The organism is Streptomyces sp. NPDC028910 (assembly GCF_055564955.1).
Window position 1 is genome coordinate 14,194 of record NZ_JBVHVF010000033.1, and the last position, 25,020, is coordinate 39,213.

Annotated in this window: 18 protein-coding genes; 7 read left to right on the top strand and 11 right to left on the bottom strand. The window is 71.0% G+C overall.

Annotation, left to right across the window (positions count from 1 at the left end; all coding sequences use genetic code 11):
- Nucleotides 1-12: 12 nt before the first annotated feature.
- The 4 genes from ACZ4TV_RS29585 to ACZ4TV_RS29600 form a co-directional block, all read right to left on the bottom strand.
- A complete protein-coding gene (locus tag ACZ4TV_RS29585; RefSeq protein WP_468138157.1) occupies nt 13-939 on the bottom strand; it encodes an ABC transporter permease in 927 nt (308 codons plus the stop codon).
- A gap of 198 nt (nt 940-1,137) precedes the next feature.
- Nucleotides 1,138-2,790 (bottom strand): peptide ABC transporter substrate-binding protein, encoded by a 1,653-nt coding sequence (locus tag ACZ4TV_RS29590; protein ID WP_468138159.1) that lies wholly within the window; start codon nt 2,788-2,790, stop codon nt 1,138-1,140.
- 483 nt (nt 2,791-3,273) lie between these two features.
- Nucleotides 3,274-5,178: a translational GTPase TypA gene (gene typA / locus ACZ4TV_RS29595; RefSeq protein ID WP_468138161.1), complete on the bottom strand. Its 1,905-nt coding sequence runs from the start codon at nt 5,176-5,178 to the stop codon at nt 3,274-3,276.
- A gap of 367 nt (nt 5,179-5,545) precedes the next feature.
- A complete protein-coding gene (locus tag ACZ4TV_RS29600; protein WP_468138162.1) occupies nt 5,546-7,951 on the bottom strand; it encodes an ABC transporter family substrate-binding protein in 2,406 nt (801 codons plus the stop codon).
- A 345-nt stretch (nt 7,952-8,296) separates the two neighbouring features.
- Here ACZ4TV_RS29600 and ACZ4TV_RS29605 point away from each other — a divergent pair, with 345 nt between their 5' ends.
- The 6 genes from ACZ4TV_RS29605 (at nt 8,297) to ACZ4TV_RS29630 (ending at nt 15,058) form a co-directional block, all read left to right on the top strand.
- Entirely contained in the window at nt 8,297-8,524 is a 228-nt protein-coding gene (locus ACZ4TV_RS29605) for a hypothetical protein (RefSeq protein WP_468138163.1), read from the top strand.
- A gap of 93 nt (nt 8,525-8,617) precedes the next feature.
- A complete protein-coding gene (locus tag ACZ4TV_RS29610; protein WP_468138164.1) occupies nt 8,618-9,457 on the top strand; it encodes a hypothetical protein in 840 nt (279 codons plus the stop codon).
- A 1-nt stretch (nt 9,458) separates the two neighbouring features.
- A complete protein-coding gene (locus ACZ4TV_RS29615) occupies nt 9,459-11,378 on the top strand; it encodes a fumarate reductase/succinate dehydrogenase flavoprotein subunit (protein ID WP_468138166.1) in 1,920 nt (639 codons plus the stop codon).
- Nucleotides 11,375-12,151, top strand: a complete 777-nt coding sequence (locus ACZ4TV_RS29620; protein WP_468138167.1) for a succinate dehydrogenase/fumarate reductase iron-sulfur subunit — start codon at nt 11,375-11,377, stop codon at nt 12,149-12,151. Before ACZ4TV_RS29615 ends, ACZ4TV_RS29620 begins: the two co-directional genes overlap by 4 nt.
- A gap of 70 nt (nt 12,152-12,221) precedes the next feature.
- Nucleotides 12,222-14,303: a TPM domain-containing protein gene (locus ACZ4TV_RS29625; RefSeq protein ID WP_468138168.1), complete on the top strand. Its 2,082-nt coding sequence runs from the start codon at nt 12,222-12,224 to the stop codon at nt 14,301-14,303.
- A gap of 35 nt (nt 14,304-14,338) precedes the next feature.
- Entirely contained in the window at nt 14,339-15,058 is a 720-nt protein-coding gene (locus ACZ4TV_RS29630; protein WP_468138169.1) for a PspA/IM30 family protein, read from the top strand.
- Between the two features lie 160 nt (nt 15,059-15,218).
- On the opposite strand, the gene ACZ4TV_RS29635 is transcribed toward ACZ4TV_RS29630, so the two are convergent.
- The 7 genes from ACZ4TV_RS29635 to ACZ4TV_RS29665 all read right to left on the bottom strand — a co-directional run bounded on the left by ACZ4TV_RS29635 (nt 15,219) and on the right by ACZ4TV_RS29665 (nt 23,613).
- Entirely contained in the window at nt 15,219-17,843 is a 2,625-nt protein-coding gene (locus tag ACZ4TV_RS29635; RefSeq protein ID WP_468138237.1) for a SpoIIE family protein phosphatase, read from the bottom strand.
- Nucleotides 17,844-18,051: 208 nt separating this feature from the next.
- Entirely contained in the window at nt 18,052-18,480 is a 429-nt protein-coding gene (locus ACZ4TV_RS29640; protein ID WP_468138170.1) for an ATP-binding protein, read from the bottom strand.
- A 154-nt stretch (nt 18,481-18,634) separates the two neighbouring features.
- The gene (locus tag ACZ4TV_RS29645; protein ID WP_468138171.1) at nt 18,635-19,057 is read right to left on the bottom strand and encodes a (deoxy)nucleoside triphosphate pyrophosphohydrolase; all 423 of its coding nucleotides are present in this window, start codon (nt 19,055-19,057) and stop codon (nt 18,635-18,637) included.
- 16 nt (nt 19,058-19,073) lie between these two features.
- Nucleotides 19,074-19,259: an SPOR domain-containing protein gene (locus ACZ4TV_RS29650; protein ID WP_031144291.1), complete on the bottom strand. Its 186-nt coding sequence runs from the start codon at nt 19,257-19,259 to the stop codon at nt 19,074-19,076.
- Between the two features lie 561 nt (nt 19,260-19,820).
- Nucleotides 19,821-20,573: a GntR family transcriptional regulator gene (locus ACZ4TV_RS29655; RefSeq protein ID WP_468138173.1), complete on the bottom strand. Its 753-nt coding sequence runs from the start codon at nt 20,571-20,573 to the stop codon at nt 19,821-19,823.
- A 137-nt stretch (nt 20,574-20,710) separates the two neighbouring features.
- Complete coding sequence (locus ACZ4TV_RS29660; RefSeq protein WP_468138174.1) at nt 20,711-21,892, bottom strand: DUF4190 domain-containing protein; 1,182 nt, start codon at nt 21,890-21,892, stop codon at nt 20,711-20,713.
- Between the two features lie 146 nt (nt 21,893-22,038).
- The gene (locus tag ACZ4TV_RS29665; protein WP_468138175.1) at nt 22,039-23,613 is read right to left on the bottom strand and encodes a S8 family peptidase; all 1,575 of its coding nucleotides are present in this window, start codon (nt 23,611-23,613) and stop codon (nt 22,039-22,041) included.
- Between the two features lie 198 nt (nt 23,614-23,811).
- Here ACZ4TV_RS29665 and ACZ4TV_RS29670 point away from each other — a divergent pair, with 198 nt between their 5' ends.
- Nucleotides 23,812-24,924, top strand: coding sequence for a threonine synthase (locus tag ACZ4TV_RS29670; RefSeq protein ID WP_468138176.1), 1,113 nt, complete (start codon nt 23,812-23,814; stop codon nt 24,922-24,924).
- The last annotated feature ends 96 nt before the right edge of the window (nt 24,925-25,020 follow it).

A 25,020-nucleotide genomic window follows, 5' to 3' on the forward strand; every position in this document is an offset into this window, starting at 1 on the left:
CCTTGGGGGCGGTCAGCTGAGGCGGATACGCGGGTCGAGGGCCGCGTACAGCAGGTCCACGATGAGGCTGAGGACGACGAAGATCGCGACGCTGTAGGTCACGACACCGATGACGATCGGGTTGTTCTGCTGCTGAATCGCCTGAACCAGTGCCAGACCGACACCGTCCCAGTTGAAGATCGCCTCAGTGATGAGCGCACCACCGAGGAGCGTGCCGAACGAAATACCCAGGTAGGTGACCACGGGAATGGACGAGTTGCGCAGCACGTGCTTGAACAGCACGCGGCGGCGCGGAAGTCCCTTGGCCACGGCCGTCTTCACGTAGTCCGCGCGCAGCACCTCGAGCATCGTGCCGCGGGTGAGGCGGGCGACGAAGGCGACGTCGGTGATGGCGAGGGTGATCGCGGGCAGGATCATGCCTTCGATCTTGTCGCCGCCCAGCTGCGGGAACCACTGGAGGTCCACCGCGAAGAACTTCATGAGCAGCATGCCGATCACGAAGGTGGGGAATCCGACGGCCATGGTCGTAAAAAATGTCGTGGCCATGTCGAGAATGCTGTATCTGTAGAGCGCGGCGATGATGCCGACGCCCATGCCGAACACCGTGACGAGGCAGATGGCCAGCAGGGCCAGCTTCGCCGTGTTCTGAAGCTTGGGGGCGAGGATCTCGGATACCTCGCGGCGCTGCACGAAGTCCTCGCCGAGGTCTCCGGTCGCAACCTTCGCGACGTAGTTCACGTACTGCTCGGGCAGCGACTTGTCGAGCCCGTAGCGCGCCTTGAGTTCCGCGACCACTGCGGGGTCACGTGCCTTGTCGCTGCCCGCGATCGAACCCACGGGATCGCCGGGGAGTACGAACAGACACGCGAACAGAACCATGGTCGCGCCTATGAGGACTATGACCATCTGCCCGAGGCGACGGGCGACGTACCTTCCCATGTTTTGCCTCTCTACCTGGCCGCTTCTGGGAGCAGCGGCCTCCGGCCCAAGGAACGGACCGGCTCTCGGCCTGCGGGGATTGCCCGCGGATGTGAGGGGTGCCGAAGTGAAAACGGCCTGCCGAGCGGGGCCGCGGCCCACCGGGTCACCGGGGGGCCGCGGCACTATCGCTCCTGACGGATATACCGTCCGGGCCGATTACTTCTTGAGCGAGATCTTCTCGAGGATCGGGTCCTCGCTGAAGTTGATGTCGTCCAGACCGTTGAACTTGTCCGTCGCCATCAGGCGGAACTGGGACCGGTTGAAGGTCGGGATGAGCGCCATGTCGTCCATGGCCATCTTCTCGGCCTGCTTGTAGAGAGCGATGCGCGCGGCCTCGTCCTTGGTGGCGCGGGCCGTGTCGATCAGCTTGTCGAACTCCGGGTTGTTGTAACGGACGCGGTTGTCACCGGTCACGTTGCCCTCGGCGTCCTTCGCCATCGAGGACGAGTGCAGGAGCGGGAAGAGGAAGTTCTCCGGGGTCGGGTAGTCCGCGCCCCACGCGAAGCGGTAGACGCCGGTGGCCTGGCCGCTCTGCTGCTCCTTGAGCATGCCCGGGAAGTCCTTGCCGTCCAGCTTGACCTTGACGCCGAGGACGTCCTCGATCTGCTTCGCGAAGGCCTGGACCCACTCTTCGTGGCCCGCACCGGTGTTGAAGCTGAACTTGATCTCGCTACCGGGCTTCAGGCCCGCCTTCTCGGCGTGCTCCTTGGCCTTGGCGGGGTCCGGCTTGACGCAGGAGACGCAGAGGTCCTTCTGGTACGCCTTCGGGAACGACGGCGGCACGATGGTGGTCGACGGGGTCTGGAAGCCCTGGAAGACACCCTTGGCGACGGCCTGACGGTCGATCGCGTAGGAGATCGCCAGACGGGCGTCCTTGGAGGCGGTCGGACCGTTGTCACCGATCGGCAGAATGAAGTTCATGCCGCTCGTGTCCTTGGCGAACCACTTGTTCTGCGCCTTGAACTTGGCCTCGGCGACCTTGAGCATCGGCGTCGGGATGTGCGCGTAGTCGAAGGTGCCGGCCTGGAAGCCGTCGTACTCGAGCTGGTGCGCGGTCTTGTCGTTGAGCAGCGTGATCTGGACCTTGTCCAGCGAGGCCTTGGTCAGGCCGTAGCTGTCGTTGCGGACCAGGTTGATCGCCTTGTTGTGCTCCCAGACGCCGTCCATCTTGAACGGACCGTTGCCGATGGGGGCCTCGCCGAACGCCTTGTCCTCTTCGCCGACCTTGGCCGACTTCGGGACCGGGCTGTAAACGCCGTGCGCCGTCTTCAGGACGAACTCGCAGTCACCCTTGGACAGGTCCACCTTGAGGGTGGTCGGGTCCGGGGTGGTGACACCGCTGAAGGTCTTGGCGGAGCCGTCCTGCAGCTGCTCGTAACCCTTGATGCCGGCGAAGTGGTACGCCACGTCGGACGCGGCGGCCTTGTGCGCGGCACGGGCCCAACCACGGGCGAACGCCTCGGCGTCCACGACCTCGCCGTTGGAGAACTTGGTGTCGGGCTTGATCTTGAAGGTCCAGGACGTGCAAGCCTCGTCCGAGCTCGCCGACTCGGCGAGCGCCGGCTCGGCCAGGCCGTCCGGCGTGTTCGCGTACAGGCCGGTGAACAGGGCGTCGGAGACCAGGATGCCCGTGGACTCGTGGGCGCGCCCCGGGTCGATGGTGTCCGGCTCGGTGTTGCCCATCCGGAACGTGCCGCCACCGGCAGCACTTCCCTTGTCCTTCGTGTCTCCACCGCCGCCACAGGCGGTAGCGGCCAGGGCGACGACAACCGCGCCCACGACCCACTTGGCGCTCTTGGCACCGCGCATGGGTTTCCTCCTCATGAGTCCACTGATCGACTTGAGGGGCAAAAAAACCTCGCCGACACCCCTGACGGCGAGCGAATCGATGCCCATAGTGTGCTCGTGAGTCGGCGCGCTCCCCACAGCGCGTGACCCATTGACCCGAGCTCAATGGAGCCATCCTCAGGGACGGTCAGGCCGTAAACCACACTTGAGTGGTCTCGGTTTCACAACATCGATCCGCGCCAGAAACCCGAAATCCGGACAAACGGATAGGAGACAGACACGTGCGAAACGGACGGTTAGCTCATCTTCCGGAGTGTCACGGTCGGTATGCGGACACTAGAACGCAAAAATCCGCTTGACAAAAGCGAACAGCCCCTCCTGTCACGGACTCCGTGACGAGAGGGGCTGCTGCGTTTGTAACGGCAATGCGGCCGGCTTCGGCCGACTGCGACCATCAAGGCCGCCGCCCGAGCAAATCCGGGACGGGCGGCCCCAAGGCCGGTCCTACTTGGCGGACTTGGCGCGCGACGCGGTGCGCGAGCGCTCCTTCTGGTCCAGGACGACCTTGCGGATGCGGACGGCCTCCGGGGTCACCTCGACGCACTCGTCGTCGCGGCAGAACTCCAGGGACTGCTCCAGGGAGAGCTTGCGGGGCGGCACCACGTTCTCGGTGTTGTCCGCGGAAGCCGCACGCATGTTGGTGAGCTTCTTCTCCTTGGTGATGTTCACGTCCATGTCGTCGGAGCGCGAGTTCTCACCGACGATCATGCCCTCGTACACCTCGGTGCCGGGGTCGACGAACAGGACGCCGCGCTCCTGCAGGTTGATCATCGCGAACGGCGTGACCGCACCCGCGCGGTCCGCGACCAGCGAACCGTTGTTACGGGTGACCAGCGGGCCGAACCACGGCTCGTGGCCCTCGTGGATGGAGTGGGCGATACCGGTACCGCGGGTGTTCGTCAGGAACTCCGTACGGAAGCCGATGAGACCGCGGGACGGGACGACGAACTCCATGCGGACCCAGCCGGAGCCGTGGTTCGACATGTTGTCCATGCGGCCCTTGCGGATGCCCATGAGCTGCGTGACCGCGCCCATGTGCTCCTCGGGGACGTCGATCGTCATGCGCTCGACCGGCTCGTGGATCTTGCCGTCGATCTCCTGCGTGACCACCTGCGGCTTGCCGATGGTCAGCTCGAAGCCCTCGCGGCGCATCTGCTCGACCAGGATGGCGAGCGCGAGCTCACCACGGCCCTGGACCTCCCAGGCGTCGGGACGCTCGGTGTCGAGGACGCGCAGCGAGACGTTACCGACCAGCTCGCGGTCCAGACGGTCCTTGACCTGGCGCGCGGTGACCTTGCGGTCCTTGACCGCGGACTTGGCGTCCGCGCCCTTGCCCGTGCCGCCGCGGCCGACCAGCGGCGAGGTGTTCGTACCGATGGTCATCGAGATCGCCGGCTCGTCCACCGAGATCAGCGGCAGCGCGATCGGGTTCTCCGGGTCGGCCAGGGTCTCGCCGATCATGATGTCGGGGATACCGGCGACCGCGCAGATGTCACCCGGGCCCGCCACCTCGGCCGGCTTGCGGGTGAGCGCCTCGGTCATCATCAGCTCGGTGATGCGGACGTTCGACATGGTGCCGTCACGCTTGATCCACGCGACGGTCTGGCCCTTGCGCAGCTCGCCCTGCTCGACGCGGAGCAGCGCGATGCGGCCGAGGAAGTTGTCCGCGTCCAGGTTGGTGACGTGGGCCTGGAGCGGGGCCTCCTCGTCGTACACCGGGGCGGGGACGTGCGCCAGGATGGTGGAGAAGAAGGGCTCCAGGCTGTCGCTGTCCGCGGGGACGGTGCCGTCCTCCGGCTTGGTCAGCGAGGCGATGCCGTCACGGCCACAGGCGTAGACGATCGGGAACTCGATCTGCTCCTCGGTGGCGTCCAGGTCCAGGAAGAGGTCGTACGTCTCGTTGACGACGTCGTCGATCCGGGAGTCCGGGCGGTCGGTCTTGTTGATGCAGAGGATGACCGGCATCTTCGCCTGCAGGGCCTTGCGCAGGACGAAGCGGGTCTGGGGCAGCGGACCCTCGGAGGCGTCCACCAGCAGGACGACGGCGTCCACCATCGACAGACCGCGCTCGACCTCACCACCGAAGTCGGCGTGGCCGGGGGTGTCGATGATGTTGATCGTGATCGGGGCCCCGCCGTCCTTGGGGTGATACTTCACCGCCGTGTTCTTGGCGAGGATCGTGATGCCCTTCTCACGCTCCAGGTCGTTCGAGTCCATCATGCGGTCGTCGAGGTGCTGGTGGGCGGCGAAGGCACCGGCCTGCTTGAGCATGGCATCGACGATGGTCGTCTTGCCATGGTCGACGTGGGCGACGATGGCGACGTTACGGATGTCGTGGCGCGTGGGCACTTCGGCGCTTCTCCCGGGATCGTGGATGGCGTCGCGTACGGTCCGGCACGCGCGCCTCGACCGGGCGAAAACCTGCCACGGCCTTACCCCATGGTACGTCGCGCAGCGGGAACCGCATGCCGCGGGGTCTGTCAAGAGGCCGGACGTATGAGTGCGACCGAGTGTGGAGAGGGGTGCCTCGGCCGCCGTTCCTGCTGGAAAACACGCGGGTCAACGGGTACGGCACGACCTTGCCCGCCGCGGATCCGGCGGGCAAGGGACTTGAGTCACATCTGAGCTTGCCGCCGGTCGATCAACCTGACAGGCACCCCTTTGTCACCACTTCTTCGCCCCGGCTTCTTCTCCCCCGCTTCTCCTCCTGCCCCTGCTACTTCCCCTTGTTCCTGGCGGTCGGCGGCTTCTTCCAGCCGATGTCCTGGTAGCGGGGCGTGCCGAGGCCGAAGGCGCCGGCATTGGCCAGGGCCGGCTTGGCGGCCACCAGCTCCGGGCGCTGGTAGAGCGGGATGGAGCCGGCGGCGGCCCAGATCCGGGCGTCCGCCTTGCGCATCAGCTCACGGGCCTGCTCCTCGTCCAGCTCGCCGAGCGCCTGGTCGAAGAGCTGGTCGATGTGGTCGGTGCCGACCCGGGTGTAGTTCTGTTCGACGAGGAGCGAGCCGTCCGCGGCCGGCTCGGGCTTGGCGAAGATGGGCCGGGCGTCGGTGGCCGGGTAGGCGGTCGCGGGCCAGGAGTAGAGGGCCAGGTCGTACTGGCCCGAGGCGATGTGGTCCTTGAAGAAGCTGTCGTCGGCCACCTTGGTCGTCTCGGTGTTCACGCCGACCTTGCGCAGCATCTGGGCGATCCGCTCGCCGACCGTGCGCAGGGACTCCGAGCCGGGGCCGGCCGGGAGGACGAAGCGCAGGGTGAGCGGCTTGCCGTCCTTGGCGAGCATGGCGCCGGAGGTACGGGCGGCCTGCTTGGCCGGGGCCGGAGCCGGAGAGGCCGTGTCGGCCGCGGCGCCGTCCCGGGCCGGGCTGCGCTTGGCGTCGTCGAGGGCCCCGACGCGGGCGGCCTGGGCGAGGAGGGAGGCCTCCTGCTGGGCCCCGAAGGGAGCGGGGGCCAGGACCGGGGAGGGCCGGTCCTGCGGGGAGGGGCGGGCCTGCGTACGGCCCGGGGCGAAGGCGTCCGCGTCGACGATCTCGCCGTCGGGGGCGGGGAGGCCGCCGTGCGTACCCCCGTGGTCACCGGGCGCGGCGGGCCTGCCCGCCGGACGGGCTTGCTGACGGTGCGCGGTCGCCGACCGCAGATCGCCGTTTGCCTCGTCGTCCTGCCCCACGATGTAGAGGCCGTCGTTTCCGGTGCCCGGGCCCGACGGGGTCTTCGCGTCGTCCTGCTCCGCGTTCTCCGCGCCGGCCTTGGCGCCCGCCGGCTCGGTGATCTTGCCGCCCCGGCGCCAGCCCGCGTCCGCGAGGAGGGCCTGGGCCGCCTGGGTGTCCTGGCCGCCGAGGGCGCCGCTGTTGTCGGCGTACGCCCGCTGCCCGGCCAGCGCCACATGGCTGCCGACGGGCTTCGCGGGCAGGCCGAGCGGCTTCAGCACGATCTCGGCGAGCGCCTTGCGGTCCAGCGCCCGGGCCACCGCCCGGCGCACCCGCTCGTCCGCCAGCGGGCCGGAGGCCCCGTTCATCGCGAGCTGCGTGTAGGCCGGCTCCAGGGACTTGCGGACGACGAAGGTCCGCAGGGCCGCCTGCTCGTCGGCGTACCGCTGCACGGAGGCGAGGTGCTTCTCGCGGCTCTCCCGTTCCGCCGCGGCCTTCTCCTCGTCCGCCCCGAAGGCGATCGCCCACGACAGCGTGGCCTGCGCCGCGGTCATCGAGGCCCCGGGGCCGTGGGCGGGGGCCCCGCCCGAGCCCGCGCCGCCCTTCTTGGAGGCCTCCCGGCGGGCCAGTGCGATCCGGTCGGCCCCGGCACGGTCGATCTCCGCCAGATCGATCTTTCCCGCGGCCAGCGCCGACGGACGCTCGGCCCGCGGGACCGCCGTCAGGACCAGCGTGTCCAGCTTGGCCGGACTGCCCCACCAGCGCGGGTTGCGGGTCAGGGCCGCGGTGCCGTTCTTCTTGTCGATCGCCCCGAGGGAGAAGGGGCCCGCGGTGACCTTCAACGTGCCGCGGGCGCCCTCGTTGAAGGCGTCCGGGGTGCCCGTGACCTGCTTGGGGTAGAGCGGGGAGAAGAGGGAGCGCCAGTCGGCGTACGGCTTGGCGAAGGTGACCTTGACCTCCAGGTCGGTCTTGCCCTTCTCGATCTTCTCGATCCGGTCGTAGCCGGCGTTGCGCGCCGTCCAGTACGCCGAGTCCTTGCCGTTCAGGGCCCGCCACTGCGCCACGAAGTCGGCGGCGCCGATCTCGCGTCCGTCGCTCCACACCGCCTGCTGGTTCAGCTTGTAAAGGACGACCTGCTTGGGCTCCCGCTCGACGACGTCGGCCTTCTCCAGGTAGTCGGGATTGGCCACCGGCCGCCCCTTGTCGTCCAGTACGAACAGCTGCGGCAGCACGGCCCCGGCGATCCGGGTCGTGGTGGCGTCGGCGTCGGCCTGGAAGGTGTTCAGGGTGTCCGGGAGGGTGTCCACCGCCCAGCGCAGCACACCGCCGTCCGCGACCTTGTCGCGGGCGGTCGCGGCGATGTCCTGCCCTGCTGCGGCCGGGCCGCCCTCGTCGTCACCCGCGCCGCAGCCCGCGAGCAGCGGCAGTGCGAGGACTCCCGAGGTCAGGAGCGCCAAGGACCTGCGCCTTCTCTGGGACATGGGTGGTACCTCCGGGGCGGGGGGAAGCATGATCACTTTCGGCGGTATTTGGAGCTGATCACACCGGTTGCCGGAACCCACTGAAATCGACGGTCCGCCGCACCCTTCGCAGCCGCCTCTCGCCACGCCGCGAACCCCACCCGTGCGGACCAATCCCCCTTGCGCGGCGGAGAGGCGTTCCCTCGGGAGAGGGATGAGAATGGGGGGCAGGGAGGGGCGCACAGTTCACGCCTGCGCGCCCGCAATCGCTGCACGTCCCTTCACAAGGGGGGACGTGAAGGGCGACACTCGCAGGCGCACATGAGCGTTGCCACCGCAGCATGGCGGAAGTGAGGGCAAATCATCATGTCCCTGCAAGACGATCTGAATGCCGTACGGCGCAACCTGGACGAGCTGACGCGCAAGGTCGAGCGGCTGGAGCAGCAGGCCGCGCGCCAGAAGTCGACGGGCGGCCCTCCGCCCGCGCCGGACCCGTCGCGGATGGTGACCATCCCGGACACGCCGTACGACAACGCGCTGTGGACGGACACGGACGACGAGGGCCTGGGCGCGCGCGACCGCCACGCGCCCTGATCCCGCCGGCCGTACCCTTCGCCTCCCATCTGACCCGGCCGCCCGCGGCCGGGTCTCCTGGGCCACCCCTCCTCACTCCTCCCGGAGTCCCCTTTGGCCACAGGCACGGACTTGCCACCCTCCAACCGGCCCCGGCAGCGGCCCGGCGGCGTCCACGACGCCTCGCGGGCCGCGATCGCGGCCCGGCACCTGCGCACCGACCGGTGGTGGCTGGCCCCCGCCGGCACCGCGGCCGGGCTGCTCGCATTCATCGTCTACTCGACGTGGCGGGCCTTCGCGAACGCCGACTACTACGCGGCCCCGTACGTTTCCCCCTTCTACTCCCCGTGTCTCGCGGAGAACTGCCAGGAGATGCGCGCCGGCCCCAACTGGGACCTCTTCGGCAGCTGGTGGGGCCTGTCCCCCGCCCTCCTGATCCTGGTCTTCCCGCTCGGCTTCCGCCTGACCTGCTACTACTACCGCAAGGCGTACTACCGCGGCTTCTGGGCCTCGCCGCCCGCCTGCGCCGTCGCCGAGCCGCACGCGAAGTACACCGGCGAGACCCGCTTCCCGCTGATCTTCCAGAACCTGCACCGGTACTTCTTCTACGCGGCCGTCCCGGTCGCCGGCATCCTCACGTACGACACCGTGCTGACCTTCCGCGACGAGCACTACGAGTGGGGCCACATGGGCCTCGGGACGCTGCTGTTCCTGGTCAACATCGCGCTGATCTGGGCCTACACCCTGTCCTGCCACTCCTGCCGCCACATCATGGGCGGCCGGCTCAAGCACTTCTCCAAGCACCCGGTGCGCTACCGCCTCTGGGGCTGGGTCAGCCGGCTCAACGACCGCCACATGCTGCTGGCGTGGACCTCCCTGATCAGCGTGGCCCTGTGTGACTTCTACGTGTACCTGCTGGCCAGCGGCGCCTTCACCGACCCGAGGATCTTCTGAGATGGCTCAAGTGGAACGGCAGCAGTGGGACGTGGTCGTGGTCGGCGCGGGCGGCGCCGGGCTGCGGGCCGCGATCGAGGCCCGCGAGCGCGGCGCCCGTACGGCCGTGATCTGCAAGTCCCTCTTCGGCAAGGCCCACACGGTGATGGCGGAGGGCGGGATCGCCGCCTCCATGGGCAACGTCAACGAGGGCGACAACTGGCAGGTGCACTTCCGCGACACCATGCGCGGAGGGAAGTTCCTCAACCAGTGGCGGATGGCGGAACTCCACGCGAAGGAGGCCCCGGACCGGGTCTGGGAGCTGGAGACCTGGGGCGCGCTCTTCGACCGGACGCCCGACGGGAGGATCTCCCAGCGCAACTTCGGCGGCCACGAGTACCCGCGCCTCGCGCACGTCGGTGACCGCACCGGCCTGGAGCTGATCCGCACCCTCCAGCAGAAGATCGTCGCCCTCCAGCAGGAGGACTTCAAGGAGTACGGGGACTACGAGGCCCGGCTCAAGGTCTTCCAGGAGTGCACGGTCACCAGGGTTTTGAAGGATCGCAGTCCGAAGGACGGGGAGAGGGTCTCGGGGGCCTTCTGCTACGAGCGCGAGTCCGGCCGCTTCTTCGTGCTGGAGGCCCCGGCGGTCGTCCTCGCCACGGGCGGCATCGGCAAGTCCTTCAAGACCACGTCGAACTCGTGGGAGTACACGGGCGACGGCCACGCGCTGGCCCTGCTCGCGGGCGCGCCCCTGCTGAACATGGAGTTCGTGCAGTTCCATCCGACGGGCATGGTCTGGCCCCCGTCGGTCAAGGGCATCCTCGTCACCGAGTCCGTGCGCGGCGACGGCGGGGTGCTGCGCAACTCCGAGGGCAAGCGGTTCATGTTCGACTACATCCCCGACGTCTTCAAGGAGAAGTACGCCGAGTCGGAGGAGGAGGGCGACCGCTGGTACGAGGACCCCGACCGCAACCGGCGCCCGCCCGAACTGCTGCCGCGCGACGAGGTGGCGCGGGCCATCAACTCCGAGGTGAAGGCCGGCCGGGGCTCCCCGCACGGCGGGGTCTTCCTCGACGTGTCCACCCGGATGCCGGCCGAGAAGATCAAGCGCCGGCTGCCGTCGATGTACCACCAGTTCAAGGAGCTGGCGGACGTGGACATCACGGCGGAGCCGATGGAGGTGGGTCCGACCTGCCACTACGTGATGGGCGGGATCGCGGTCGACTCCGATACCGCGGCCACCGTCGGCGTGCCGGGGCTGTTCGCGGCGGGCGAGGTCGCGGGCGGGATGCACGGCTCGAACCGGCTCGGCGGGAACTCCCTCTCCGACCTGCTGGTCTTCGGCCGCCGGGCCGGACTGTACGCGGCGCAGTACGCCTCGGGGACCGGCGCGCGCCCGGAAGTGGCCCAGTCGGAGATCGACGCGGCCGCCGCGGAGGCGCTGGCCCCCTTCCACGCCGCCGAGGGCGCGGAGAACCCGTACACCCTGCACCAGGAACTCCAGACGACCATGAACGACCTCGTCGGCATCATCCGGCGGGCGGGCGAGATGTCCGAGGCGCTGGAGAGGCTCGCGACCCTGCGCCTGCGGGCCTCCCGGGCCGGTGTCGAGGGGCACCGGCAGTTCAACCCGGGCTGGCACCTGGCGCTGGACCTGCGGAACATGCTGCTGGTCAGCGAGTGCGTGGCCCGCGCGGCCCTGGAGCGCACCGAGAGCCGGGGCGGGCACACCCGCGAGGACTGCCCGGCGATGGAGCGCGACTGGCGCCCGGTGAACCTGCTGTGCCGCCTGGTGGATCCGCCCCCGGGGGACAGGGGCGACGGAGCCCGGATCGCCCTGGACCGCACCCGCACGGACCCCATCCGCCCCGACCTGCTCGCGCTGTTCGAGAAGGAAGAGCTGGTCAAGTACCTCGCCGAAGAGGAGCTGTACGAATGAGTACGTACGACGCGAGCTTCCGGATCTGGCGGGGCGACGCGGAGGGCGGGGAACTGCGGGACTTCACCGTCGAGGTGCACGACGGGGAGGTGGTCCTGGACATCGTCCACCGGCTCCAGGCCACCCAGGCCTCCGACCTCGCGGTGCGCTGGAACTGCAAGGCGGGCAAGTGCGGCTCGTGCAGCGCGGAGGTCAACGGCCGGCCGCGGCTGATGTGCATGACGCGCATGTCCACCTTCGAGCGGTCCGAGACGATCACGGTCACCCCGCTGCGCGCCTTCCCCGTCGTCCGCGACCTGGTGACGGACGTGTCCTTCAACTATCAGAAGGCGCGGGAGGTCCCGTCCTTCGTGCCTCCGGAGGGCGTGGCGCCGGGCGCGTACCGGATGCAGCAGATCGACGTGGAGCGCTCGCAGGAGTTCCGCAAGTGCATCGAGTGCTTCCTGTGCCAGGACACGTGTCATGTGGTGCGTGATCACGAGGAGAACAAGAGCGCCTTCGCCGGTCCGCGCTTCCTGATGCGGGTGGCGGAGCTGGACATGCACCCCCTGGACGCGGCGGGGGAGGCGGGCCTGGACCGCAAGCGCACCGCGCAGGAGGAGCACGGGCTCGGTTACTGCAACATCACCAAGTGCTGTACGGAGGTCTGCCCCGAGGGCATCAAGATCACCGACAACGCGCTGATCCCGCTGAAGGAGCGGGCGGTGGACCGCAAGTACGACCCGCTGGTCTGGCTGGGCAGCCGGATCCGGCGCCGTTCCGGCCCGGAGTAGTCCGTGCGGGCGGGGACCTCGGCGGCGGCTCCGGGTGCGCCGGGCGGAAACCGCCCATAATCTCCCAAATGTGAATCCGCCGAGAAGCAGGCCGCGCAGCAGGATATTCGTACGGGCCGGGCTCGCCCTGGCCGCCGGGCTGCTGGCGCTCGGTGGCTGGGGCGCGGCCGGGGCTCCGTCCGCTCGAGCCGACGATCCCGTGACCCTGTCCGAGCAGGGCCAGATCACCGACCGGGTCGGGGCGCTGGGCGACCGGCAGGCCGCCGTCACCGCCGCGCTCGACAAGCTGTACGCCGGCCGGAGGATCCAGCTCTTCGTGGCCTACGTCCGTGACTTCTCCGGGCGCTCCTCCCAGAGCTGGGCCGACGCCACCGCGGAGAAGAACGGCCTGGGCCAGAACGACCTGCTGCTGGCCGTCGCGACCGGCACCCGGCAGTACGCCTATTCGGCCGCCGTCGACTCCGGTTTCACCGAGCAGCAGCTGGCCGAGGTCGCGCGGACCGCCATCGAGCCGGCCCTGAAGCAGAACGACTGGGCGGGCGCCGCGATCGGCGCGGCCAACGGATACGACGCCGTGCTCGGCGGGCGGCCCGTCCCCGCGCCGGCCATCACCCCGGGCCAGGCCGATCCCGGCGGCCGGGCGAGCGGCGAGAGCGGGGCCGGGGACTTCGTGCTCCCGGTGGTCGCGGTCGGCGCGGCCGGGGCGCTCGCCGCCTACGCGTACAGCCGCCGCAAGCGCTGGGTCTCCGGCGGCGGACGTGCGGCGAAGACCGGGCCGGGCTGGCCCGAAGGGGCGCCCGACCGGCTCCCGCTCGCCGAACTGGACGGCAAGGCCGCGGCCCTGCTCGTGCAGACCGACGACGCCGTCCGCACCAGCACCGAGGAACTGGGCTTCGCCTTCGCCCAGTTCGGCGAGGGGGCGATCCGCCCCTTCACCGAGGCGGTGGAGTACGCCAAGGGTGAGCTGACGCACGCCTTCCGGCTGCGCCAGCAGCTCGACGACGCCTACCCGGAGGACGACGCGACCCGGCGCCGGATGCTGGACGAGATCGTCGCCCGCTGCACCGAGGCGAACCGGCGGCTCGACGCCGAGTCGGCGGACTTCGACCGGCTGCGGGACCTGGAGAAGAACGCCCCCCAGGCACTGGCGACCGTGGAGCAGCACTTCCGGGCCCTGACCGGGCGCACCACCACCGCCGAGGCGACCCTGACCGCGCTGGTGCGGCGGTACGCGGACTCCGCGTCCGCTCCCGTCGCCTCCCACCCCGAACAGGCCGAGGACCGGCTGCTGTTCGCGACGACCAACCTGGGCCAGGCCCGCGCGGCCCTCGACGCCGGCGAGAACGGCACGGCGGCCGTGCACGTACGGGCCGCCGAGGGCGCGGTGGACCAGGCGGCGACCCTCGTGGACGCGGTCGAGCGGCGGGCGCAGGAGCTGGCGCAGGCGGCCGGGAAGCTGCCGGGCGCGCTGACCGAGACGGAGACCGACCTCGCGGACGCCCGCGGACTGCTGACCGGCACCGCGGAGGGCACCTCGACGGCGGACCTGCGCGGGCGCATCAGCCGGGCGCAGGCCGTACTGGCCGACGTACGGCAGGCGAAGGCCGCCGGCCGGTACGACCCGATCGACGCCCTGCGCCGCGTCGAGGAGGCCGACGCCGCCCTCGACGCGGCCCTCTCCGGGGCGCGGGAGCGCGAATCGGGCCGGCAGCGGGCGGTGGCCCTGCTCGACCAGGCGATGCTCTCGGCGCACAGCGCGATCGGCGCGGCGACGGACTACGTCACCACCACGCGCGGCGCGGTGGGCAGCCAGGCCCGTACCCGGCTGGCGGAGGCGGGCCGGCACCTGGAGCGGGCGGTGTCCCTGGCGACGGCCGACCCGGCGGGCGCGCTGGTGGAGGCCCAGCAGGCGGACGCGCTGGCGCGGCAGGCGCAGCAGCTGGCGGAGCAGGACGTACGGGCGTTCCAGGACCCGTACGCGGGCCGGCGGGCCGGCGGCGGCCAGGGCGGCGCCGTGCTCGGCGGGATCATCCTCGGCGAGATCCTGCGGGGCGGCGGAGGCTTCGGGGGCGGCGGTTCGGGGGGCAGCGGCCCCGGCTCCTTCGGCGGCGGCGGGACCCGCGGCCGGATGGGCGGCGGCGGCCGCTTCTGAACGGCACGGACCATCCCTCACCAGGAGAGAGCGCCATGAGCAAGCAGACCATCCTCGGCCGCGTCACCCAGCTCGCCAAGGCCAACATCAACGCGCTGCTGGACCAGGCGGAGGACCCGCAGAAGATGCTGGACCAGCTGATCCGCGACTACACGAACAACATCTCCGAGGCGGAGCAGGCCGTCGCGACGACGATCGGGAACCTCCGGCTGCTGGAGGCGGACCACAAGGAGGACGTGGGGACGGCCGGCGAGTGGGGCGACAAGGCGCTCGCCGCGAGCAAGAAGGCGGACGAGCTGCGGTCGGCGGGTTCCGCGGCGGACGCGGACAAGTTCGACAACCTGGCGAAGGTGGCTCTGGGCCGGCAGATCCAGTCGGAGAAGGAGGCGAAGACGGCGGAGCCGGTGATCGCCGCCCAGCGGGAGGTCGTGGGCAGGCTCACGTCGGGCCTGGAGTCGATGCGGAACAAGCTGACGGAACTCCAGGCGAAGCGCGACGAACTGGTGGCCCGCGCGAGGACCGCACAGGCGCAGAACACGATGCTGGACGCGGTGAAGAAGATCGACGTGATGGACCCGACGAGCGAGCTGTCGCGCTTCGAGGAGAAGGTGCGGCGGCAGGAGGCGATGGCGCTGGGCAAGCAGGAACTGGCCGCGTCCTCCCTGGACGCGCAGTTCGAGTCCCTGGAGGACCTGGGCAAGCAGAGCGAGATCGAGGCCAGGCTCGCTGCGCTCAAGCAAGGCCGCGCCGCCTGACCCCTCCGGGGAGGTGGGCGGATGTGCCGCTGCGCGCTCGCCGGGCGTGGCTCACTACACGGCGCTCCGCGCCCGCGCCTCAAACGCCGGCGGGGCTGGTTTTTCCAGCCTCGCCGGCGTTTGAGGCGCGGGGTCTGGGGCGGAGCCCCGGCAGCGGCGGTCAGCCGTACATGCCCAGGAGTTGTTCCGCCGACAGTTCGGAGACGGCCTCAGACGCCGCACCGGGGAGCGGCAGCTCGAACCAGACCGTCTTGCCGCGGTGGGTGCGGCGGGTGCCCCAGCCCGCGGACAGCAGGCCCACCAGCTGCAGTCCCCGCCCGCCCTCGTCGGTGTCACGGGCCCGCCTGCGCCTCGGCTGCACGAGGTTCGCGTCCCACACCTCGCACACCAGTGTCCGGTCGAGCAGCAGCCGCAGCCGGATCTCCCCCTCCCCGTACCGCAGGGCGTTGGTGACGAGCTCGCTGACCAGCAGCTCGGTGGTGTCGAGCAGGCCCTCCAGGCCCCACGCCGGGAGCTTCGCCCGGGCCAGTTCCCGCGCCCGCCCCACCGACCGGGCTTCGCGCGGCAGCTGCCAGTCCCCCACCGCGTCCACCGGCAGCCCCTGCACCCGTGCCATCAGCAGGGCGATGTCGTCCTCCCCGTGCCGGGTGTCGAGCGTGTTCAGTACGTGGTCGCAGACGTCCTCCAGCGGACGGACCGGGTCCGCGAGGGCCTCGCGCAGGCCGCGCAGCCCCTCCTCCAGCGGATGGTCCCGGGACTCCACGAGCCCGTCGGTGTAGAGGGCCAGCAGGGCGCCCTCGGGCAGTTCGACCTCGACCTCCTCGAACGGTTCGCCGCCCACCCCCAGCGGCAGACCGGGCGGTACCTCCAGCAGCAGTGCCGGCGTCGGCCCCCGTTCCTCCTCGGGCTCGTCGTCCGAGGGCGGCGACACCAGCACCGGCGGCATGTGGCCCGCGTTGGCGATCGTGCAGCGCCGCGTCACCGGGTCGTAGACCGCGTAGACACAGGTGGCGAGGTACACCTCCGAGCGGTCCGCGTCCCGCGAGTGCAGGGCGGCCCGCGAGGCCTGCTGGGAGCCGCCGGGGGACCCGAGCCCCCGGGCGATCTCGTCCAGCGCGGTGAGCACCTCCGCCGGTTCGAGGTCGAGCAGCGCGAGGGTGCGTACGGCGGTGCGCAGTTCCCCCATCGCGACGGCGGCCCGCAGCCCGCGCCCCATGACGTCGCCGACGACCAGCGCCGTGCGGTGCCCGGGCAGCTCGATGACGTCGAACCAGTCCCCGCCGACCTCCGTCGCCGCGTTCCCCGGCAGGTACCGGCAGGCGATGTCCAGGCCCGCCGCCTCGGGGTCGCCCGGCGGCAGCAGGCTGCGCTGCAGTATCAGCGCCCGCTCGTGCTCGCGCCGGTAGAGCCGCGCGTTGTCGATGCAGACGGCGGCCCGCGCGGCCAGTTCCACGGCCACCGCCCGGTCGCGTTCGCCGAAGGGCTCGCTGCCCTTCGTACGGGAGAACTGCGCGAGCCCGACCACCGTGTCGTGGGCGACCATCGGGACGACCAGCGTGGACTGCACGAGGTCTTCCGGTCCGCCGCCCTCGATCAGCCGCGGCCGCGCCGTGCGCAGGGCGAGCGCGCCCGGCGACGCCGCCGGGTACCGGTGGACGTCTCCTACGGAGACCAGCGCGCCCGGACCGGACAGCGGGGCGTCCGAGACGGCGGAGGCGAAGGCCACCCGGCGCAGCGCGGCGGAGGGCGTGCGCGCCGGGCCCTGGCCGGGCAGGCTGGGGACGCCCGGCCCCTGCGGGCGGGCGGGGCGGTCGTCGTCGCCGAGCAGCAGCCCCTGGTAGAGGTCGACGGCGGCCAGGTCGCAGAAGCCCGGGACGGTGACGTCGAGGAGCTCCCGGGCGGTGGTCTCCAGGTCGAGGGAGTTCCCGATGCGGTGCCCGGCCTCGTTGAGCAGGGCGAGATTGCGCCGGACCCCGGCGGCCTCGCGGGCGGCGAGGTGGCGGCGGGTGACGTCGGTGCCGATGCCGGCGACGCCGATGGGGCGGCCGGTGCCGCCGTGTACGCGGTAGAGGTTGATGGACCAGTGCCGCTTCTCCCGGCTGCCGGGGGCGGCGCCGGTGATCCGGAGGTCGGTGACCGAATCGCCGGTGTCCAGCACCCGGCGCAGGGCCTCGGCCATCCGGTCGGCCTCCTGCGCCGGCAGGTAGTCGTGCACGGTCCGGCCCCGGTGCTCCTCGGCGGCGCCCCCGAAGACGGTGGCGAACCGGCGGTTGGCCCGCTGCACGGTGAGGTCCGTACCGAAGAGCAGGAAGCCGAAGGGAGATTGGCCGAATATGGCTTGTGAGGCCGCGAGGTCGGATTCGATCCGCCGCAGCGCGCGTACGTCGACGACGACGCACAGCGCGGCCCGTTCGGCGGTTTCGGTCTGGGTGGGCATCACATAGATCTCGGCCACGCCGTGCGCGCCGTCCCCGCCCGGGACGCGGAAGGGGATCAGGCCCGTCCACTCCTTGCCGTCGAGGATCTCGGCGACCTTGCGGTGCGCTTCGGGGCGCAGCTCGGGCGGCATGAACGCGTCGACCGGATCGCGGCCGACGGCCTGGGCGGCCGTCAGTCCGAACAGTTCCTCGGCGCGCAGACTCCATTGGTCGATGAACCCATCGGGCCCGATCGAGAAGGAAGCGACCTTTATGTAGTCATATATCGAGCCAGGCGGACTGCTGTGCCACAGGGCGTCGTGCCATGTCTCGCGAGGCACACGGGTCTGATGTGCCTGCGCAGGTATCTCGCTCACGCGACCGTCCCCTCCAGCTCACCGCAACCGGACCGGCCATTACCGCAGTATTCAGCAACACGGCCCCGGACGGCACGGCGTCCACGATCACAGCACGGTCTCGATGATTTCGAGCCATGTCACGTGATCTCCCCCGGACACCCCCTCCGGCCGCCGCCGGGAGGTGCCGTCGGGAGGTCCCCCGCCACCGTTCACCTTGTTACTCACCGGGAAGAGCCAACTCGAACCACACAGTCTTGCCCGACTTCCCGTGGCGGGTCCCCCAGCGTTGCGAGGAGACGGCGACGAGGTGCAGTCCGCGGCCCCCCTCGTCGTCCGGGTTCGCGACCCGCGCCCGGGGCGGATCCGGAAGCGGATCGGAAACCTCCACGAGCAGGGCGGGGCCGCTCGCGGGGCTGTCGGCGGCTGGATTCCGCCGTTCCAGGCGGACACCGATGGGGCCGGAGGCGTACCGCAGGGAGTTGGTGACGAGCTCGCTGACCAGCAGGACGGTCACATCGCCGACGGCCTCCAGGCCCCAGGCGCGCAGGGTGCCGCGCACGGCGTGACGTGCGGTACGGACGGCACCGGGCTCGGCGGGGAAGGCCCACTCGGCGCACTCACCGTCTGTGTCGATCACGCCGATCACTTCCCGGGCCAGCAGCGACCCCAGTCCGGTTCGTCTGGGACGAAAGGGGGACGAGAGAGGGATTAATAGCGACATACCCGATATTCGAGGCGTCGTACCACTCGATCCCTCACCCACCGGCGCACTGTGGCGCAGACGGCCTACCGTGCGAGCGTCACGCGCCCCCGCCGTCGCGGGCGCCCGCGTCGAGGCGCAGCCGGCGTCCGGCTTCCGCGACCGCGGGCCGGTCCTGGTCCAGCCAGTCCACCGACTCCAGTTCCTCCGGCCGGAGCCAGCGCAACTCGTCGTGGTCCTCCAGCGGAGCGGGCATTCCGGAGAGCAACCGGGCGGTCCACACGTGCAGGACGAGACCGGGCTTCAGCGGCCACTCCCCCGGGATCCGCTCCAGCGGCTCGGTCTCCACGCCGAGCTCCTCGCGCAGTTCGCGCACCAGCGCCTCGGGGACGGACTCACCCGGTTCGGCCTTCCCGCCCGGCAGCTCCCAGCGCCCGGCGAGCTCCGGCGGTGCGCTGCGGCGGGCGGCCAGCAGGCGCCCCTCATGACAAAGGGCTCCGCCCACGACCACTCGTACCGTCATGGGCGGAGCCTAACGCTCAGTTCATCGTGGCGGTCTGGCCGATCCGCTCGACCCAGTAGAGCTGCTTGTGTCCTCGGTCGTCGAGGCTGTCCACGACCTTCTGGGCCTCGGCCCGGGTGGGATAGCGGCCCACCCGGTAGCGGTTGCCGTTGTCGTCCTGACGTATGACCAGCCACGGGAGCAGGGCACCGCTGTCGTTCATCGCGTTTCACCCTCCGCCGACGTACCTGCCCGGGAAACCGCATTGCGCATATGCCCGAGCTTACGCCCGACCTTTACGCAGCGGATACGGTTTTTCACGAAGAGGTACCTAGCAGGCGTACGCATCCGGCCATGCGTACGAGTGAGCCGTGCGCGCCGGTTCGGAGGGGGCGCACGAAGGGCGTCGAGGGGACCATGCGGCGGCCATCCCCGCAGGTCGCGTCGAGCGCACGGCGGAGGAACCGATCACCCCCGACCGGACGGGCACAACAGGAGGACCGGTCGGACCCGGCCAACGTTTACAAGGATCGAGCCGGTCCAGTCGATCACCATCCCGCCGAAACCCGCCGTATCCAGCCGCACCCCCAGCCCCGCCGGCACAACCCAGCCCCGCCGGCGTTTGAGGCGCGGGGTCCGGGGCGGAGCCCCGATCTTTCAGCCCCGCCGGCGTTTGAGGCGCGGGGTCCGGGGCGGAGCCCCAGCGGCGGCGCCGCAGACGGCACACTCCGGATCCCCGGCGGGCGTGCCGCACCGGCGGCCGGGCCGCACCGGCGGGGCCCGTCTACCTCACCGGGAGGTGGTACGCCAGGCGGTACCGGTCCGCCGGAACCACCACGTCGGCCGTTTCCACGGCGCGCCCCGAGGCGTAGTAGGTACGGCCGATCACCAGCACCACGTGCCCCGGAACCCCGCCCAGCAGCAGCAACTCCTCCGCCAGGCCCGGCCGCGCGCCGACCTCCTCCACCACGTTGTCCACGACGACGTCGATCGCGGCCATCCGGTCGACCACCCCGGACCCGCCCAGCGGCCCCTCCTCCGGCAGCATCACCGGGGTCCGGCCGGTCACGGCGAGCGGCTCCCACGAGGTCGACAGCATCATCGCCTCCCCCGCGTCACGGAAGACGTACCGCGTCCGCATCACCCGCTCGCCCGGCTCGATGCCGAGCCGCTTCGCGATCTCGGCGGGCGCCCCCGCCTGCTCGCTGCTCGACTCCCACGTGCCGCGCGCACCCGAATCCGCCTGCTCCTGCCGGAACGGCGTCGACGCGCCGCCCGTGCGGTAGCCGGAGCGGGCGACCCGCCGCGGGACCGGCTGTTCCCGTACGTACGTACCGGATCCGGACCGGCCCTCGACCAGCCCCTCCGCCATGAGGACCTTGCGCGCCTCCAGAGCCACGGTGTCGGAGACCCCGTACTCCTCGCGGATGCGGGCCTGAGAGGGGAGCCGGGCGTGCGGGGGCAGAGAACCGTCGACGATCTTCCGTCGCAGATCCCCGGCCACGCGCAGATAGGCCGGCTGCTCACCGAAAGTCACTGGCCACTCCCATCAGGTTGACAGACAGCTACACCCTGGCAACCGACGGTTGAATACCGCAAGCAAGGGCCAGAGTTTCACCCGAAGTGATGAAGCCAGGTCACTCAAACCCGTTACCCCGCGTTACCCCGGCGACGTCACACCGACTCGGACGAGGGCACCGGCCCGGGCCCGCCGTCCGGGTCCCCCGAGTCGCCCGAGTCCCCCTGGCCCTCCTCCAGCCACTGCGGAATCACCGTCGAAAGCCCGTACGCGCCGCGCAGCGCCTTCTCCGTCTCCATGGACATCGCGCCCACGGCCCGGTCCCACTGCTTGTCGAAGTCCGCCGCCGTCTTCGCCTGCGCGGCACGCTGCCACGCCGCGCGGGCCGCCTCGATCTCCTTGAGCTGCGCCTGGACGGCCTTCTCCATCCCGGGCCGGGCCTTGTCGCCCTGGAGCACCTTCGCCTCCTCGCCCAGCGCCGCGTACACCTCGCGCGCCCACGCCTGATGCGTCGCCAGCGCGTCCTCGACGTCCTCCTCGGGGGGCCGGCTCATGACGAACTCGACGGCGTTGGCGGCCCGCAGGAAGGCGGACTGTTCGGGCTTCAGCATTCCGGAGTCCTGGCGCAGGCTGCCCCGCCGGTCCTCGTCGGTCGTGCCGATCACGCACAACAGCAGCCGGTCCCCCTGCCGCCAGGACTGGCGCGAGGGCGCGTAGTAGAACATCTCCGCGTAGTCGGGCAGCGCCCAGGTGTCCATCGCGTACTCGTCCTGGGCCTTCCAGCAGGCGTCCTCGGAGGCACGGTCCGCCTCGCTCGACTCCGGGGCGTCCACGGTGTTCAGCAGTTTCGACGCGGTGACCTCACCGTGGTGCACCTGCGCGCAGTCGACCTTGTACATGAGGGGCCGCTCGTCCATCAGGTCCCCGCCCGGGACGTTGAAGCAGTCACCCGTACGCAGTTCGTCGATGTCCGTGAGCTCGCCCTCGACGTCGAGGTCGGGCAACTGGCCCCGCGCCTCGAACCGTTCGCCGACCGCCGTCACGACCCGCTCCGCGGTCAGGACCACCGCGCCGGTCATCACCACGGACACCACCAGGCCCACGATCGCGAGGGCCTTGCCCCGGTCCCGCCTCTTCGCGATCTGCACGAGGGCCGCGATGCCGAAGGCGATGCCGAGCGGCGGGAAGCACAGCAGTCCGGAGAGGAGCGAGGCGAGCGCGAAGCCGTTGAGCGGCGGCGGCTGCCCGTAGCCGGGCGGCGGCCCCCAGGCCTGCTGCGGGGACGGCGGGGGCCAGGAGTGGCCCGGTCCGGGCGGAGGACTCGGCGGGGTGCTCACGGGGTCGGACTCCATCGCAGGGGCAGCACGGGGCGCACCCGCGGAGGGCGCGAACGAATGCGCGAATAGTACGCAGCGGGGGCGACCGTGACTCCGGTCGCCCCCGCCTGTTCATCGCGGCTCAGCCGCTGCGCTCAGTCCAGCCCTCAGAACTGGAGCGCCCAGGAGTCGATCTTCCCGGTGTCGATGTTCGCGTTGTCGTTCACGCGGAGCTTCCACACGCCGTTGGCGACCTCGGCGGAAGCGTTGACCGTGAAGGTCCTGATGATGTTGTCCGCGCTGCCGCCGCTGCGGTTGTGCAGGACGTAGACGGTGCCGTCGGGGGCGATGAGGTCGACCTTCAGGTCACCGATGTACGTGTGCTTGATGTCGACCGGCACGCTCAGGGTGGCCGGGGCGTTGCCCGAGATCCCGCTGACGGTGACCGGCGACTCGACGGTGGAGTTGTCGTTGATCGCGTAGTCGTTCAGGTTCTCGAAGCGGGTGCCCGGGTTCGGCGGGGTGGTCCCGCCGCCGACGTAGAGCAGGCGGTTCGGGGAGCCGGTGCCGGGGCTGGTCACCACGTTCGGGGTGGAGGAGTTCACCAGGGCCGTGGCCACCTGGGCCGGGGTGCTGGCCGGGTTCTGCGAGAGGTAGACGGCGGCCGCGCCCGCGACGTGCGGCGAGGCCATGGAGGTACCGCTGATGGTGTTGGTGGCGGTGTCTCCCGTACCCCACGTGGAGGTGATGGAGGAGCCCGGAGCGAAGATGTCCAGGACGGTGCCGTAGTTGGAGTAGCTCGCCTTCGCGTCGGAGCTGGTGGTCGCACCGACCGTGATGGCCTCGGTGACGCGCGCCGGGGACTTGGTGGAGGCGTTGGTGGACTCGTTGCCCGCGGCCACGGCGTAAGTGATGCCGGAGGCTATGGAGTTGCGGACGGCGGCGTCGAGCGCGGAGTCCGCGCCGCCGCCGAGCGACATGTTGGCCACGGCCGGCTTGACGGCGTTCGCGGTGACCCAGTCGATGCCCGCGACGACCTGGGCCGTCGTACCGGAGCCGCTGTTGTCGAGCACGCGGACGCCGACGATCTTGGCCTTCTTGGCCACGCCGTACGCTCCGCCGCCGACGGTGCCGGCGACGTGCGTGCCGTGGCCGTGGCCGTCCTGGGCGGTGTTGTCGTTGTCGATGGCGTCGTAGCCGTAGGAGGCGCGGCCGCCGAAGTCCTGGTGCGTGATGCGGACACCGGTGTCGATGACGTACGCCGTGACGCCCTCGCCGGCCTTGTCCGGGTACGTGTAGCTCTGGTTGAGCGGGAGCGCGCGCTGGTCTACGCGGTCCAGGCCCCACGACGGCGGGTTGGGCTGGGTGGCGTTGACCTTGAAGATACGATTCTGCACGACCGACTTGACCGCCGGGTCGGCGGCGAGCTTCCTGGCCTGCGCCTCGGAGACCTCGATGGAGTAGCCGTTGAGGGCGGCGCTGTAGGTCCGGTCGATCTTCGCGCCGTAACGCTTGGCGACGGCCTTGCCGCTCGGGGCGGTCGAGCGGGCGGCGGAGTCGTTCAGGGTCACGATGTAGCTGCCGGGGACGGATCCTTCGGCTCCGGCGTTCTGGATCACGCCCTGTACGCCGATGTCGGCGGCGGAGGCGGGGAGCGCGGCGGCCGCGCCGAGCGCGAGGGCGACGACCGCGGTCGCGCTGATGCCGGCGATCTTCCGGCGGGTGTGACGCATCACGGGCATGTGACGGGTCCTCCTCATAGGTGGTGCATTGCGGGGGGTTGAGCGGTGCCGCGCAAGCGTGGCCATGACAACGCAGATGGCCCAACGGGCTGCCGCCTCCGAAAGGTTGACCCACCTTCGGCGCCACCCACAAGAGGTCGGCGCACGCGTAACATCCGTGCCACACACCGGCCATGAATGAGCAAAGGCGCTCCGCACATGACGCACGCATCCCCCGGTTACGTCTGCTCAGAGGACGGTACACGCGCGGATGTCCGGACTGCTCCGTGGGGGTGCCCGGTCTGCGGCGGACCCTGGGACCTCGATTTCACGCCGGATCCGACCGCGGTGCTGGAACCGGCCGCCGGGCCGCCTTCGCTGTGGCGGTACGGGCCCGTACTGCCACTGCCGGGGGCGTTCTCCGTATCGCTCGCGGAGGGGCACACTCCACTCGTCCCACTGGCAGAGCGGGTTCACGCCAAACTCGATTTCCTGATGCCGACGCTCTCGTTCAAGGACCGGGGCGCGGTGATGCTCGTGGAGCTGGCCCGGCGGCTGGCTCCGCAGCGGGTCGTGGCGGACAGCAGCGGCAACGCGGGGACGTCGGTGGCGGCCTATTGCGCGCGGACGGGCCTCACTTGTGAAATTTTCGTGCCCGCGGGCACCCCGGAGAGGAAAACGGACCAGATGCGGGCGCACGGGGCGGTCGTACGCATGGTCCCGGGCGGCCGCGAGGCCGCGGCGCGGGCGGCTCGTACGGAGGCGGACTCGCCCGGGGTCTTCTACGCGAGCCACGTCTTCAACCCGCACTTCCTGCACGGGACCAGGACGTACGTGTACGAGGTGTGGGAGGAACTGGGCGGGCGGCTGCCGGAGGTGCTGGTGCTTCCGGTGGGCAACGGCACCCTGCTGCTCGGGGCCGCGCTGGCCGTCGAGGAGCTGGCGCGGCGCGGGGTACGGCCGCCGGCCCTGATCGCGGTCCAGGCGGAGGAGGTGGCCCCGCTGGCGCGGGCGTTCGAGGCGGGCGCGGAGGATGCCGCGCCGGTGGAGCAGCGGCCGACGCTGGCCGAGGGGATCGCGATCGCGGCGCCGCCGCGCGCCCGGCAGATCCTGGCGGCGGTCCGCGCGTCCGGCGGCACGTTCGTGACGGTCCCGGAGGCCGGGCTGCGCGAGGCCCAGCGGGACCTGGCCCGCCGCGGGCTCTTCGTGGAACCGACGGCCGCGGCGTGTTGGGCGGCGGTGGGCCCGTGGTCCCCCACCGACCCCTTGCAGGGCCGCACGGCGGTCCTCCCCCTCTGCGGCGCGGGCGCGAAAACGGGCCTGGCACCGTAGCCCCTCCGGGCTCCGCCCGGACCCCCCGCATCAACGGGCCCGGCCGTGGCCCCTGCGGCGCCACCTCCCGGGCTCCGCCCGGACCCGCGCCTCAAA

What these genes read in the sequence shown, in the direction of transcription:
- ACZ4TV_RS29645 (WP_468138171.1), bottom strand. Translation starts at nt 19,057, where the DNA reads ATGACGGTACGAGTGGTCGTGGGCGGAGCCCTTTGTCATGAGGGGCGC.
- ACZ4TV_RS29605 (WP_468138163.1), top strand. Translation starts at nt 8,297, where the DNA reads ATGTCCCTGCAAGACGATCTGAATGCCGTACGGCGCAACCTGGACGAG.
- ACZ4TV_RS29650 (WP_031144291.1), bottom strand. Translation starts at nt 19,259, where the DNA reads ATGAACGACAGCGGTGCCCTGCTCCCGTGGCTGGTCATACGTCAGGAC.
- ACZ4TV_RS29620 (WP_468138167.1), top strand. Translation starts at nt 11,375, where the DNA reads ATGAGTACGTACGACGCGAGCTTCCGGATCTGGCGGGGCGACGCGGAG.
- ACZ4TV_RS29670 (WP_468138176.1), top strand. Translation starts at nt 23,812, where the DNA reads ATGACGCACGCATCCCCCGGTTACGTCTGCTCAGAGGACGGTACACGC.
- ACZ4TV_RS29665 (WP_468138175.1), bottom strand. Translation starts at nt 23,613, where the DNA reads ATGCCCGTGATGCGTCACACCCGCCGGAAGATCGCCGGCATCAGCGCG.
- ACZ4TV_RS29630 (WP_468138169.1), top strand. Translation starts at nt 14,339, where the DNA reads ATGAGCAAGCAGACCATCCTCGGCCGCGTCACCCAGCTCGCCAAGGCC.
- ACZ4TV_RS29590 (WP_468138159.1), bottom strand. Translation starts at nt 2,790, where the DNA reads ATGCGCGGTGCCAAGAGCGCCAAGTGGGTCGTGGGCGCGGTTGTCGTC.
- ACZ4TV_RS29600 (WP_468138162.1), bottom strand. Translation starts at nt 7,951, where the DNA reads ATGTCCCAGAGAAGGCGCAGGTCCTTGGCGCTCCTGACCTCGGGAGTC.
- ACZ4TV_RS29585 (WP_468138157.1), bottom strand. Translation starts at nt 939, where the DNA reads ATGGGAAGGTACGTCGCCCGTCGCCTCGGGCAGATGGTCATAGTCCTC.
- ACZ4TV_RS29615 (WP_468138166.1), top strand. Translation starts at nt 9,459, where the DNA reads ATGGCTCAAGTGGAACGGCAGCAGTGGGACGTGGTCGTGGTCGGCGCG.